Below are 13,678 nucleotides of genomic sequence, written 5' to 3'. Positions count from 1 at the left end.
AACGTTAATTCATTTTTGTGGATTCAAAGTATTTTAGAAGTATCTTAATCACATTTTTTTGTCCGCTTTTACAGAAAATTTTATCCGAACCTGACCTTCCGTTTTCCCCATTGCCGTCATCCCGGCAAAGCATTGTCTCAGGAGTTTCTGCATGCCCGAGGGTAGTGTCCCCTCCCCCGCTCTTTTTTCTGCGCCCGAGTACGCCGGAGCACGCCCCTCTACGCCAATATACGGAGCAGTTGATTGTGGATGTCAGGCACCCCGATTTGAACCTATGATCTTCAGGTTATAAGATAGGGATTCAGAACTACGCCAAACCACGCAGAAATCTTTACTTTCCTTGAAAAAACGTCCCATCAGGCTATGCAATTGTCTTACCGGCTACGCCCGGTTTCGCATTCATCTGTTTCCTATGTGTTTCCTGCGATGGGGGCAAGCATGGCCAAGCTCAGCAAGAAAATTGTCACCGCTGCCGAACGGGCAGAGAAGGATTATTTCCTCTGGGATGACAGCATTCCGGCCTTCGCAGTCCGGGTGTGGCCATCCAGCCGAAAGGTGTACGTCATTCATTATCGCGCAGGCGAACGCATGCGTCGCTACACGATCGGACAACATGGGAGCCCAACCAACCTTATATCCGAGAAGATCTCCGCAGCGCTTTTAGAGTACTAACATACAATCAATGCAGAAAAATCTCCTTTGGTTTCGAAGCCCACAATATATATTGTTAACATACATCTGAATATTAACAAATCAATTTGAGAAAGAGAGGCTTTTATTTTAATAATTTCACCACATCCTTAAAAGAGAATTCCATATCTTTTGATGAAATATTTTCATCGCGTCATTGAAAGGTATTGGGGAAGGGAAATGAAGAAATAAGCGTTATCTTCCAATGCACAAACCATGCGTGAACGCGCGCCCACACAGATCGGGAGAATGACAATGTCGAGAATTATCGTCATCGGCGGTACGGGCCATATCGGAACATATCTTGTGCCAGCGCTTGTTGATCAAGGGCACGACGTGGTCAGTGTCAGCCGGGGACTGGCCAAAAGCTATATCCATAACACGGCTTGGGATCGCGTCGAGCAAGTCACGGTGGATCGCCAAGAGGAAGAAAAAGCTGGCACGTTCGTAGAGCGCATCGTCGGATTGAAACCGGATATCGTCATCGACCTTATTTCGTTCAATCTGGCCAGCACCCGGCCACTGGTCGAAGCGCTGCGTGGTAAAATTGAACATTTCCTGCATTGCAGCACGCTCTGGGTTTACGGCCATACCGCCGCAGTACCAGCGGGCGAGGACGAGCCTCTTAATCCCTTCGGTGAATACGGCATAGACAAGGCCGAAATTGAAAAATGGCTTATGCACGAGGCGCGTACCACTGGCTTCCCCGCGACAATCTTTCGCCCCGGTCAGATCGTTGGCGAAGGATGGACCCCGATTACGCCCCTCGCGAACGACAAGGCAGCCGTCTTTTCCAAAATGGCTCGTGGTGAAGAAATCGTCCTTCCCAATCTCGGACTGGAGACGGTGAACCATGTTCACGCGACCGACATTTCGCAACTGATCCAGCGTGCAATTACAAATCGCAGCGTTGCGATTGGCGAGACATTCAACGCAGTTTCAGATACGGCGCTGAACCTGAGAGGCTACGCGGAGACGATCTTTACGTGGTTTGGTTTTGAACCGAAGATTGCTTATGCTCCCTATGAGGAATGGATGAAGCTGCAACCCACACCAGAAGAGGCTCATCACTCCTGGGAGCATTTTGCGCGGAGTTCGTGCCTGTCTATCGAAAAAGCCCGTCGGAAACTCGGTTATGAGCCTGCCTACAGCAGTATTGCTGGCGTCAAAGAATCAATTACATGGCTTATAGAGAACGGTAAGGTTGAGAAGCCCAAGGCTTGGAAGTGATCGTCCCCCAAAATTTATGGCTTGATTGCCTTCGTGATCAATACCGCAGTGTTAAGAAGATTGCGGCACGTGCCAGCAAGAAAGGCTGAAGTCCGAAACATGTCCGTAGCGCGCTCCCAACTCACCGATTTTACCTACTTTCTAGCCATCGCCAGACATCGCAACTTTCGATTGGCTGGTCTGGAAATGGGGGTGAGCCCCTCGGCAATCAGTCATGCGCTAAAGGGGCTGGAAGCAAAGCTTGGCGTGCGTCTCGTTAACAGAACGAACCGTAGCGTGACTTTGACCGCCGCAGGTGAAGAGTTTCGTGATTCAATTGAAGTGCCGCTGAAAGATATCGATCAGGCCGTGGAACGGCTGAACAAACATCGTGATTCCCCCCAAGGACGCATCCGAATTAACGCGCAGGTGGATGCCGCACACACGATTTTACCCCCTGTTCTGGCACTTTATGCAGAGCGCTATCCCGAAATAAAAATCGAAATTGAAGCTACAGATCGTCTGGTAGATATCACCCATGAGGGGTTCGATGCCGGTATCCGTGTCAGTGGGACCGTGCCGGAAGACATGGTGGCGCAGCGTATTTCAGGCGATTTACGGTGGATTGTCGCAGGAGCTCCAGCGTATTTTGAGCGGTTCGGTATCCCACAGACACCGAGCGACCTTAAAAATCACCGCTGTATCAACGGGCGATTAGGCGACGGGCGTATCTATCAATGGGAATTCGAAGGGCCTGAAGGCGAGTTTTCAATGTCGGTTCCGACCCAGTTTGTCCTGAATGATCGTCCCACGATGTTGGCCATGACGTTGGCTGGCTCCGGTCTTATGTACTGTGTTGAGCCCGTGTTTTCCCCCTACCTGAAAGGTGGCGGGATTCAGATTGTACTTGAAGAATGGGCTGCCCGAGGTGAGGGGTATCAAATCTACTATTCCAGCCGAAGACAGGTCCCGCTCGGTTTGCGCCTGTTGATCGATCTTATCCGGGAAGTCCGTCCGTTAGGTTTGTAATTTACACATGAATTCAAGACATCTCCCAGTAAACACGCCCGTAATGTGAGGATGCGGCCCTTCGTTTTTCCATGATTATTTAAAAGCCCATAAACATGCTGATAAGCAGTTTCAATTTCGGCAGGAATGTCGACATGTGGGATGAAGCCTCTTCCCAATGGTTCGTAACCGTTTTCGTCGTCTCGTAACCGGGGAATTTCTCCCATGATCAGGGACAGAAATCGCTCAGGGCTCCACAACCCAGACGGTAACTCCTCAGCATATGTCGTGATCCCGTCTTGCATCTGGAGACGAGGCACAATGGACTTGTAACGGTTTTGTGCCGGTCATCTGAGCGTTTTCAGCTCGTATCAGGAGACCGACGACACCATGAAACATACGGCAGATTTCAAGCGCGAAGCCGTGAGGATTGCGTTGAGCTGTGGACTGTCACGCACGCGGGTGCCGAGCGACCTGGGCATTGGCAAATCTACGCTGGCGAAATGGATAGTGGATTATCGTCCGGCCGAGCCGGGATCCTCCGGACAGCAGGCTGATCTGGCCCGCTAGAATGAACGTCTCCGCCTGGAGAACCGAATTCTGCGGGAGGAGAGGGAAATTCTAAAAAAGCTACCCAGTTCTGCGTGAGCCAAAAGCCATGAGGTTCGCCTTCATCCATGGACATCGGCATGAATGGTCAATCGAGAGGTTGTGCCAAGTCCTGCGGGTTTCGGCACGGGGTTACCGGGCCTGGACATCCCGACCGGTCTGTCAGCGCCAGCGCACCGATCTGAAAGTGCTGGTGCATATTCGTGAACATTATGCCCTGAGCAACGGCTCCTACGGACGGCCGCGCATGACCATGGAACTGAGGGAAGCTGGGCTTGATGTCGGGGAACGTCGTGTTGGTCGCCTCATGAAGGACAACGGGATCCGGCCCGTACGCACCCGTCGCCACAAGGTCACGACCGACAGCTACCACCAGTCTGACATTGTGGCCAACCTTCTGGACGGCGACTTCCTTGCTGAAGGCCCCAACCAGAAATGGGCAGGCGATATCCGCTATATCTGGACTGGCGAGGGCTGGCTCTGGAGGCAAAACTGGCCAACCCGTCGTCAGGCGACTGCTGCCATCTTCCAGCATATCAATGGTTTCTACAATCCACGTCGACGCCATTCATATCTGGGCGGCATCAGCCCTCTCGCTTTCGAAGCAAGAGTGCCATAATCACTTCCTGACCGGCACAAAACCGTTACAAGTCCATTCCTTTGCATCCGATGCGCTTGAACTCGGTGAGGATCTGATCATGATCGGAAAACTTCTGGGTCACCGTGATCTTAAATCAACAGCACGTTACGCCCACCTCAAGAAAGAGCCGATCCAGCGTGCGGTCAAAGAGATCGACCTCAAAATTTCATCGGCTCTTGCTGCAACGAAGCTCCAGTCAAGAGGTGCAATTGATTAAGATGCTTTCAACTAGAAGATTGAATTCAATACATTCACTTCGACTGTGCACGACGCACAATAAGAAATACTACACATCTATTCACAATATCATAAAGTGCCCCAAAACTGCATTTGTTTAAAAAAGATACAGCGTATCCATTTTGCTTTTGGGGCAGTTATTCAGCACCGCTCAAATTACAGAATCACACAGTTCATCCTTAGATAGCCAGCAGAGTAACTCCTCACCAACTGTAGCTCAGATTTCCATAAACACGCCGACCTTGTCCAATATAACAAGAATAAGTTCCACCACAGGAAGCAATATAATATTTATTCGTTAGATTTGAAATTGAAAGCTGTGCTCGCAGTCCTTTGAGAGAAGCAAATGCTTGCCCGAAATCATAATGAGCGCCAATGTCGAACAGCACATAGGCAGGGACTTTATAACTGTTAACAGCATCGGAGTAGGTAAATCCCTTATATCGTACGCCACCGTTAATTCCGAAACCTTTCAGGAAACGTGCAGGCGGTGTGTAATCCACAAATGCTGACACCATATTGCGTGGAATACTTTCTACGTATTTTCCTTTCTCAGCTACGACACTTCCTGCGCTGCCATCAGCATAAGCCTGAGTATCGGAAAGATTGCTGTCCAGATAAGTGGCCTCGTCATAGGTATAAGAAGCATTAAATCTCAAGTCGCGTGTAATGTTTGCATTGGCGGAAATCTCGAACCCTTGTGAACGTGCCTTTCCTGCGTCGCTGGAAAAATTATCATGATCGGGATCATTAACCAGAAAATGGTTTTCATCAATCCTGAACGCCGCAGCAGAGATAAAGATATTATGGTCAGGAGATTCATATTTCATCCCAGCCTCCAACTGCTTGCCAGTCAGTGGGGGAAACAGTCTCCCCTCCCAGTCTCTCTGCCCGAAACTCTGAGGGACAAAAGATGTCGAATAACTAAAATAAGGAGCAAGTCCGAACGAAAATTTATAAACCAAACCAGCCCGCCATGTGAAAGCGCTCTGCGGTCTTGGAAGAGCATGGCTTCTTGTGACGATGTAAGTATGGTCCGAATTCTGATTTGAACCCTGATCTGTATATCCGTGATAATTGACCCAGTCCTGACGTCCCCCCAGAGTTACAGATAGATTCTTCCATTTTATTTGGTCCTGAAAATAGACACCCTCCTGAAGATATGAGTTATTTCCGCTATAGCTTGTGTTTCTGCATGTTTTTGAATGAACATTGATGCACGGAATATAATTGCTCTGAGGGTCATAAACATTAACAAATGAATAACCGTTTGAGCCAGGAAATCCGTCATAACCCATGGTGTGATCAGAAGTTGTTCCATTTTTGTCGCTGTACTGCCGAAAATCAGTACCAACAAGCCATGTATTATGGACGTTTTTGATTGAAAATTTCCCGCTAACTCTCGTATCAAGCCCGACAGTGGAGTCTAATCCCCCACCTTCATAAGCAGCACGACCGTACTGATCTGGAAGTATTATCCGACCACGAGTAAGTCTCTTCTCGAAGCTTTCTGATCGCTCCCATCTCAAATTCTGACTGAAATCGATCCATTTATTGAATTTGTGCTGAAACTGATATTCAATGAAGGCATCTTTCTGACCGGAAACATTCCATCTCGGGTCTCCTAGAAAACGGCTTCTGGGAATGCGGCCGTTATGATTGGTGTTCAAAAGTATCTGAGGTGGCAACTGGGTCCAGTTTGTTCCGTCACCAGGCGTATACATGTAGGATCCCACGAATGCGACATTGGTTTTTTCATCAATGTTCCATGAAATCGAAGGCAAAACACCTACACGATGATAATTCACATGGTCTGTCTGGGAGCCCTGCGTTACGCCAATGGCCGCAATACGGTATTTTACACTTCCTGATTTATTAAGCTTATCACTGACATCAACAGTTGCTTCGTACCGCCCCCAGTTTCCAAAACCAACCGTTGCATTATGCAATGGTGTTTCTGTCGGTTTTTTCAAACTCATGTTGATCATGCCACCTGGCGTGCTCTGCCCGTACATTACGGAAGAGGGCCCATTCATGACCTCTATTCGCTCCAGGAAAGCGGTCTCTCCGGCGCTGTTAGAATAGGATCGCAAGCCGTCCACAAACTGCGAGGTATCAAATCCGCGCTGCTGGATAGCACCGGGATTTTGTCCACTAGCTGGACCGTTACCAAAAGCGCCAAATGCTTCGACACTGACACCCGGCATGTATCGCAGAGCCTCCATGACGTTCTGAGGCTGCTGATCAATCATCTGCTGTTTAGTAATCACATGAATCGAATTTGGAATTTCAATGATTGGCGTGTCTGTTTTTGATCCTGTCATGGTGCGTGTCGCAACATAGCCCACACCCGGCCCGGAAGGATCCTGCTGGTGACTTATATTTCCGCCAACACGTACTGGACCAAGCATGATGGCGGACGATGTTTTCTGTATAAGAATGTTTTTTGAACTGGTGTGATGGGCGACAAGCCCGGTTCCCGCCAACAGATGCATGAGCGCCGCATCGGGAGTCATGCCTCCCGATACTCCTCCCGATCTGATACTGCGAGCAAGGTCACCATTGACCGATATCTGTATACCTGCCTGACGTCCAAAGCGAGTTAGCGCATCAGCCAGCGATCCTGCCGGAATGGCAAATTCCATTTCCGTAGATGCTGATGCTGATGCTTGCGCGCTATAAGCAGGATTGATTGTCAGCCATGATAACCCGGCCGTAGAAACTCCCAGCGCCAGTCGTTTGACTAGGGCGTGTCGTCAGTTAAACGGGGGGGGATTATGAAGCTTGTACTCCCGTTTGATCTGTGATGTTTTCTTCCTGTTTCTGGAACGGGGAGAGTGTGAATGCGACGGTATGGTTTGAGCGATGGTCAGTGGGAGCGAATAAAAGATCTTCTCCCGGGTCGCGAAGGTCATGTCGGTGGGACGGCTGAGGATAACCGTCTGTTTATCGAAGCCGTGCTGTATCGTTACCGTGCAGGCATTCCCTGGCGTGATCTGCCTGCCCGGTTCGGGGACTGGAAGAACGTGCACCGGCGGCTGCGTCGCTGGTGCGAAGGCGGCGTGATCGAGCGGATTTTCCGGCATCTGGCTGCTGACCATGACAACGAATACATGATGATCGACAGCACCATTGTCCGTGCTCACCAGCATAGCGCGGGCGCCCGTAAAAAAGGGGGGCGGATCAGGCCACCGGGCGGTCCCGTGGCGGACTGACCACGAAAATCCATGCCATTGTCGATGCCGCGGGAAAGGCTGCGGCTCTTTCCCTGACGCCCGGACAAAGGGCCGACATCACAGAAGCAGAGCCATTGCTCGATGAAGTCGATCCCGAGGTCTTCATCGCCGACAAGGCTTATGATGCCGATCCCCTCATCGAAAAGCTTGAAGAGCGGGGGATCACACCGGTTATTCCGTCAAAGAAAAACCGACGCAATCCACGGAAAATCCTCTTCTCGCTTTATAAAAAACGAAACATCATCGAACGCTTCTTCGCCAGACTTAAACAGTTCAGGGGTATTGCAACACGATATGACAAGCTGAAGTCAACTTTCCTCGCAGCCGTGCAATTCGTCTCCGCCATCATTGGAATTAACTGACGACACACCCTAGCAACCGCGCGGCGTTCTCTCTATCCAGTAAGTCAAATTGACTAAGCCATTCCTTACCCTTTTGAGTGTTGGGTAAACGAAGCGCGATATCCAATGGCGCGGAAGGGAAATCAGCGTGAGTCATTCCTGCACTCTACCGGAAATAAACAAAGAAAGCATCTAAGACTAAAGAACATAGCTGTTTAACGAGGTTACCCGACTTCGAGAGAATTTGGCCACCGTCCGCATAACGACGCGCAAAATATATCGCGACATCGAGGAATGGCATACCGGCGGAAAGAAAATCCATGTCTTTCCCGTGATGTCCGATTTGCTTGCGGAAGGCGGGACGTGTTCGGATGCGAAAGGTCGACCAAACATTCCGCTTGTACGGTCACGTCCGAAAACGGGGCTTCATGGAAGCATTCACCATCGGTGAGGTTATAAGGCTGGAGGTAGTGTAATCTCGCCAGATGACCGTTAATGCGTCTGTTAGTGACAAACCTTCAGGCGGCAAAACCTTAAAGTCAGCCAGTCGAGTTTCGCCAAACAATGTTGGTTTTTGGGCAGGCAGGAATTGTCATAACGCCTAGCCGTATACGAAATTGTTACTCCGGCGATCCTGCATGAATGATCGCCAACAGATGGCCTGTGATCCGATCGAACTGATCTGTCTCTATCGTGCCGGCTCGCTCCCGTTCCGCGTCGATAAGCGCCCCTGCAATTGTGCAGAGATCAGCAGCCAGTATCTCCGCCTTCCTCCCAGAAGCGACATGCTGACGCTCAAGAAACGTCGTTACCGCTGCACAGAGTTCAGTCATGATACGGCGATGGTCTGTCTCAAGAGGCAGTTTCGCTTCAATTTCATCCAAGCGCGAGGCGAGAAGCGGACGCTCCCAGTCAGCCTGAACTGCGGCGAGAATCAAAGAGCGTAATCCGTCACGCAATGACTGGCGACACGCAGTCACCAGCGCCGAGGCCACGGTATGCACCAGCCTTTCCCGCATCTGACGACTCAGGGCCGCGATGACCTCGTCCCTGCCTGGGAAATACTGGTAAAGGGTGGCGATTCCAACACCGGCACGCTCCGCAATTGCGTTAGTGCTGCAGGACTTTCCTTCTTCCAGAAGCAGAGCAGTCGCTTCCAGAATGGCGTCCACAGTCGCTCGCGAACGTGCCTGACGCGGCCATTTCCGTGGAGCCAGAGCGAGGTCGGTATCTTCAGTGAAAATGCGAGTAACGCCAGCACAAAACGACGGATTATTTTTATCTGCATCCAGTCTTGTCTGTGGAGTTACCATGACCGATCACCTCTTTCGTCCACAATTCACACCAGCTATCCAGCGGGTTCTTGAACGTCTCTATTCCGAGACCATTGAACAGGATCCCTTTCGACGTGCAGAAGAGCAGTCCGCAGGACTGAACCATGATGGAGAACACGGGTTTTATCAGGCCATGGCTGAGGCCAGAATGCCAGTCACACCTGAGTTTGACGCCCTGCTTTATGTGCTGGCACGCAGCAGCGGTGCCCGACATATTGTTGAGTTTGGCACGTCGTTCGGGGTTTCAACACTCTTCCTGGCAGCCGCCCTAAGAGATAACGGCGGCGGGCGGCTGGTGACAACAGAGTTTGTCGCACAGAAAGCCGCAAGCGCAGCAGCCAATCGACCTGATCCTGCTTGATGCCTCGAAAGGGCTCTATCTGGATATCCTTCGCCTGCTCGAACCGGGTCTAAGACAACGAGGCCTCGTCGTGAGCGATCGCACCGATCTTGATGGGGGCGATGGCGGCCGCGCCGGTGCTTATCTGGCCTATCTGAGCAACCCGGCGAACGGATATCGTATGGCGTCGATCACAACTGAAGCTCTTGGCCAGAACTTTGCTCACGACATTGCGGTTCGAGTCTGACCGGACTGCCTAAAGAACCTCGCTCCCACGTTCACGCACACGTGAAATCAGCCCAAACTACGCTGCGCTTTCACTCCCGATTGCATCCTATACGCATCCTGCGCGTGGAGCAGAAACGCAAAAGGCCGCCCGATGGGCGGCCTAAGCGTTTGATATTAAACAGGATTCACTGGTTGCGGGGGCAGGATTTGAACCTGCGGCCTTCAGGTTATGAGCCTGACGAGCTACCGGGCTGCTCCACCCCGCGTTTGTGTTGATTTTTGGGTGATTTGGAAGACCTGGCGGCGACCGACTTTCCCACGACTTAAGCCGCAGTATCATAGGCGCTGGGGGTTTTCACGGCCGAGTTCGGGATGGGATCGGGTGGATCACTCCCCGCCATGGCCACCAGGTCATCCAAATCACCCTTGAGTTGGGGTGGTGTGGACGGTTGGGTATGATGAAGTATGACGTTTTGCATGGATGATTTCTGTGCACGGGCCGTTCTTTTAAGGGAACGGTAAGAGAGTGAGCCTATTGGGCGATTAGGACCAGTTAGCTGCACGCATTACTGCGCTTTCACACCTGGCCTATTGACGTGATGGTCTATCACGGCCCTTGGGGAGACCTAGTTTTGAGGTGGGTTTCCCGCTTAGATGCTTTCAGCGGTTATCCCGTCCACACTTAGCTACCCGGCGGTGCCGCTGGCGCGACAACCGGTGCACCAGAGGTGTGTTCATCCCGGTCCTCTCGTACTAGGGACAAATCCTCTCAAGTCTCCAACATCCACGGCAGATAGGGACCGAACTGTCTCACGACGTTCTAAACCCAGCTCACGTACCACTTTAATCGGCGAACAGCCGAACCCTTGGGACCTGCTCCAGCCCCAGGATGTGATGAGCCGACATCGAGGTGCCAAACCTCCCCGTCGATGTGGACTCTTGGGGGAGATCAGCCTGTTATCCCTAGAGTACCTTTTATCCGTTGAGCGATGGCCCTTCCACGCGGGACCACCGGATCACTATGGCCGACTTTCGTCTCTGCTCGAGCTGTCACTCTCGCAGTCAGGCGGGCTTATGCCATTGCACTCAACAGCCGGTTTCCGACCGGCCTGAGCCCACCATCGCGCGCCTCCGTTACACTTTGGGAGGCGACCGCCCCAGTCAAACTGCCCACCATACAGGGTCCCGGATCAGGCTAACTGACCGCGGTTAGACATCAGAAAAATTCAGGGTGGTATTTCAAGGATGGCTCCACGGGAACTGGCGCCCCCGCTTCAAAGCCTCCCACCTATCCTACACAGAATGTCTCTGATGCCACTGTAAAGCTGCAGTAAAGGTTCATAGGGTCTTTCCGTCTGACCGCGGATACCCCGCATCTTCACGGGGAATTCAATTTCGCTGAGCCGATGCTGGAGACAGCGGGGAAGTCGTTACGCCATTCGTGCAGGTCGGAACTTACCCGACAAGGAATTTCGCTACCTTAGGACCGTTATAGTTACGGCCGCCGTTTACCGGGGCTTCAATTCAGTGCTCTCACACCTCCTCTTAACCTTCCGGCACCGGGCAGGCGTCAGGCCCTATACGTCGTCTTTCGACTTCGCAGAGCCCTGTGTTTTTACTAAACAGTCGCTACCCCCTGGTCTGTGCCACCCGCCAATGGTTGCCCACCAACGGGTCTCGCTTATCCCGAAGTTACACGAGTAATTTGCCTAGTTCCTTCAGCATCGTTCTCTCAAGCGCCTTGGTATTCTCTACCAGTCCACCTGTGTCGGTTTCGGGTACGGTCTATACGCCAGAGCTATTTCCTGGAATGCGCAAAAAGCCAGTCCAATCCGATAAGGACTGACAACATCTTGCATTCGTCACTTCTGGCAGGTTCAGGACTATTCACCTGATTCCCATCGACTACGGCTTTCGCCCTCGCCTTAGGGGCCGACTAACCCTGCGTGGATTAACCTTGCGCAGGAACCCTTGGACTTTCGGCGACAGTGTTTCTCGCACTGTTTGTCGCTACTCATGTCAGCATTCGCACTTCCGATATCTCCAGAGAGGGTCACCCCGTCTCCTTCACAGACTTACGGAACGCTCCGCTACCGCGCATATCATAGATATGCACCCACAGCTTCGGCACGTGGCTTGAGCCCCGTTACATTTTCGGCGCAGGGTTTCTATTAGACCAGTGAGCTATTACGCTTTCTTTAAAGGATGGCTGCTTCTAAGCCAACCTCCTGGTTGTTTTGGAATCCCCACATCCTTTCCCACTTAGCCACGATTTAGGGGCCTTAGCTGGTGGTCTGGGCTGTTTCCCTCTCGACAATGGACCTTAGCACCCACTGTCTGTCTGCCAGGCTATACTTCCGGGTATTCGGAGTTTGGTTAGGTTTGGTAAGGCTTTGGGCCCCCCTAGCCCATCCAGTGCTCTACCCCCCGGGGTAAATACCTGACGGTCTACCTCAATAGATTTCGCGGAGAACCAGCTATTTCCGAGTTTGATTGGCCTTTCACCCCTAGCCACAGCTCATCCCCGACTTTTTCAACAGGCGTGGGTTCGGCCCTCCAGTGCGTGTTACCGCACCTTCAGCCTGGCCATGGCTAGATCACTCGGTTTCGGGTCTTCTGCCAGCAACTCGACGCCCTATTCAGACTCGCTTTCGCTACGCCTACACCTATCGGCTTAAGCTCGCTGCAAACAGAAACTCGCTGACCCATTATACAAAAGGTACGCCGTCACCCCATAAGAGGCTCCGACTGCTTGTAGGCATCCGGTTTCAGGTCTATTTCACTCCCCTCGTCGGGGTGCTTTTCACCTTTCCCTCACGGTACTTGTTCACTATCGGTCACCAGGGAGTATTTAGGCTTGGAGGGTGGTCCCCCCATGTTCAGACAGGGTTTCACGTGCCCCGCCCTACTCGAGCATTCTCAAAGACACTACGCATACGGGGCTATCACCCACTATGGCGGACCTTTCCAGATCCTTCTGCTTCTTCTTCAAAAATGACTGGCCTGTTCCGCGTTCGCTCGCCACTACTAGCAGAATCTCAATTGATGTCTTTTCCTCCAGGTACTGAGATGTTTCAGTTCCCCGGGTTCGCCTCACAGCCCTATGTATTCAGACTGTGATACCCTTGCGGGTGGGTTGCCCCATTCGGATATCTACGGATCAAAGCCTGCTCGCGGCTCCCCGTAGCTTTTCGCAGCGTGCTACGTCCTTCATCGCCTCCTGGTACCAAGGCATCCACCGAATGCCCTTATCGCGCTCACTCACCCCATGCACAGAAACCATCCATACATCCTAAGACATACAAAAAAGCTTCCCGCATGACGCATCCGAGCACGTCATACTTCATCTTAAAACGTATCTGGTCGCTTACGCTCTTCCTGCTTAACACGGACCTAAAAAAGCCCGAGGGTCAGACCAACCCACAGAAACAGCACGCACAGATACGCACCAACCGATTCACACTGACAAAGATCAAACTTACCAGACAATACCATCCCAGCCCCGCTATCGCAGGTTCCAGAACAGAGTGTCCGATCTCTACACTCCCTTGCGATAAGGCTACTCTCAACACCAAAAGCCAAAACCCGGTTTTGGTGGAGGCAGACGGGTTCGAACCGACGACCCCCTGCTTGCAAAGCAGGTGCTCTCCCAGCTGAGCTATGCCCCCAAAAACCAGATTACCACTCACGCAGCAGGCCTGGTGGTGGGCCAGGGAGGACTTGAACCTCCGACCCCACGCTTATCAAGCGTGTGCTCTAACCAACTGAGCTACTAGCCCAAACCCTGTCCCCGCTCAAATCCCGGC

The 13,678-nt window shown here is 51.9% G+C and carries 9 protein-coding genes, 3 tRNA genes, 2 rRNA genes and 1 pseudogene; 8 read left to right on the top strand and 7 right to left on the bottom strand.

Features of this window, described 5'->3' with window-relative positions:
* Positions 1–438 precede the first annotated feature (438 nt).
* The 5 genes and pseudogenes from QWU00_RS14670 (at position 439) to QWU00_RS14650 (ending at position 4,373) form a co-directional block, all read left to right on the top strand.
* A complete protein-coding gene (locus QWU00_RS14670) occupies positions 439–672 on the top strand; it encodes an Arm DNA-binding domain-containing protein (RefSeq protein WP_035382237.1) in 234 nt (77 codons plus the stop codon).
* Between the two features lie 273 nt (positions 673–945).
* The gene (locus tag QWU00_RS14665; protein ID WP_035382260.1) at positions 946–1,920 is read left to right on the top strand and encodes an NAD-dependent epimerase/dehydratase family protein; all 975 of its coding nucleotides are present in this window, start codon (positions 946–948) and stop codon (positions 1,918–1,920) included.
* 99 nt (positions 1,921–2,019) lie between these two features.
* Positions 2,020–2,928 (top strand): LysR family transcriptional regulator, encoded by a 909-nt coding sequence (locus tag QWU00_RS14660; RefSeq protein WP_035382238.1) that lies wholly within the window; start codon positions 2,020–2,022, stop codon positions 2,926–2,928.
* A 369-nt stretch (positions 2,929–3,297) separates the two neighbouring features.
* Positions 3,298–4,135, top strand: a pseudogene (locus QWU00_RS14655) (IS3 family transposase).
* Between the two features lie 79 nt (positions 4,136–4,214).
* Positions 4,215–4,373: a hypothetical protein gene (locus QWU00_RS14650; RefSeq protein ID WP_316248923.1), complete on the top strand. Its 159-nt coding sequence runs from the start codon at positions 4,215–4,217 to the stop codon at positions 4,371–4,373.
* A gap of 223 nt (positions 4,374–4,596) precedes the next feature.
* On the opposite strand, the gene QWU00_RS14645 is transcribed toward QWU00_RS14650, so the two are convergent.
* Positions 4,597–7,038, bottom strand: coding sequence for a TonB-dependent siderophore receptor (locus QWU00_RS14645; protein WP_081939148.1), 2,442 nt, complete (start codon positions 7,036–7,038; stop codon positions 4,597–4,599).
* 198 nt (positions 7,039–7,236) lie between these two features.
* On the opposite strand from QWU00_RS14645, the gene QWU00_RS14640 reads away from it, so the two are divergent.
* Positions 7,237–7,991, top strand: a protein-coding gene (locus QWU00_RS14640) for an IS5 family transposase (RefSeq protein WP_304651021.1) whose coding sequence is annotated in 2 segments (ribosomal slippage) — positions 7,237–7,576 and positions 7,576–7,991 — 756 coding nt in all. Because the reading frame shifts where the segments join, the coding sequence is not laid out codon by codon here.
* Positions 7,992–8,590: 599 nt separating this feature from the next.
* Here QWU00_RS14640 and QWU00_RS14635 read toward each other — a convergent pair.
* On the bottom strand, positions 8,591–9,283 hold the full coding sequence (locus QWU00_RS14635) for a TetR/AcrR family transcriptional regulator (protein WP_052051569.1): 693 nt from the start codon (positions 9,281–9,283) through the stop codon (positions 8,591–8,593).
* Here QWU00_RS14635 and QWU00_RS14630 point away from each other — a divergent pair.
* Both QWU00_RS14630 and QWU00_RS14625 read left to right on the top strand, forming a co-directional pair.
* Positions 9,282–9,665 carry an O-methyltransferase gene (locus QWU00_RS14630; RefSeq protein ID WP_052051570.1) on the top strand — a complete coding sequence of 128 codons (384 nt, stop codon included), beginning with the start codon at positions 9,282–9,284 and terminating at the stop codon, positions 9,663–9,665. The two genes, QWU00_RS14635 and QWU00_RS14630, sit on opposite strands and share 2 nt — an antisense overlap.
* 70 nt (positions 9,666–9,735) lie before the next feature.
* Positions 9,736–9,891 carry a hypothetical protein gene (locus tag QWU00_RS14625; protein ID WP_304651047.1) on the top strand — a complete coding sequence of 52 codons (156 nt, stop codon included), beginning with the start codon at positions 9,736–9,738 and terminating at the stop codon, positions 9,889–9,891.
* 170 nt (positions 9,892–10,061) lie between these two features.
* Here QWU00_RS14625 and QWU00_RS14620 read toward each other — a convergent pair.
* The 5 genes from QWU00_RS14620 to QWU00_RS14600 form a co-directional block, all read right to left on the bottom strand.
* Positions 10,062–10,138: transfer RNA gene (locus QWU00_RS14620), tRNA-Met, on the bottom strand.
* Positions 10,139–10,167: 29 nt separating this feature from the next.
* Positions 10,168–10,283 (bottom strand): 5S ribosomal RNA (gene rrf / locus QWU00_RS14615).
* 111 nt (positions 10,284–10,394) lie between these two features.
* Positions 10,395–13,135 (bottom strand): 23S ribosomal RNA (locus QWU00_RS14610).
* A 329-nt stretch (positions 13,136–13,464) separates the two neighbouring features.
* A tRNA-Ala gene (locus tag QWU00_RS14605) sits at positions 13,465–13,540 on the bottom strand.
* Between the two features lie 34 nt (positions 13,541–13,574).
* A tRNA-Ile gene (locus QWU00_RS14600) sits at positions 13,575–13,651 on the bottom strand.
* Positions 13,652–13,678: the final 27 nt, after the last annotated feature.

Source organism: Acetobacter tropicalis, from assembly GCF_030644465.1.
Taxonomy (GTDB): Bacteria; Pseudomonadota; Alphaproteobacteria; order Acetobacterales; family Acetobacteraceae; genus Acetobacter; species Acetobacter tropicalis.
Note: the sequence above shows the minus strand (reverse complement) of the source record. Positions and strands in the feature narration are given on the sequence as shown.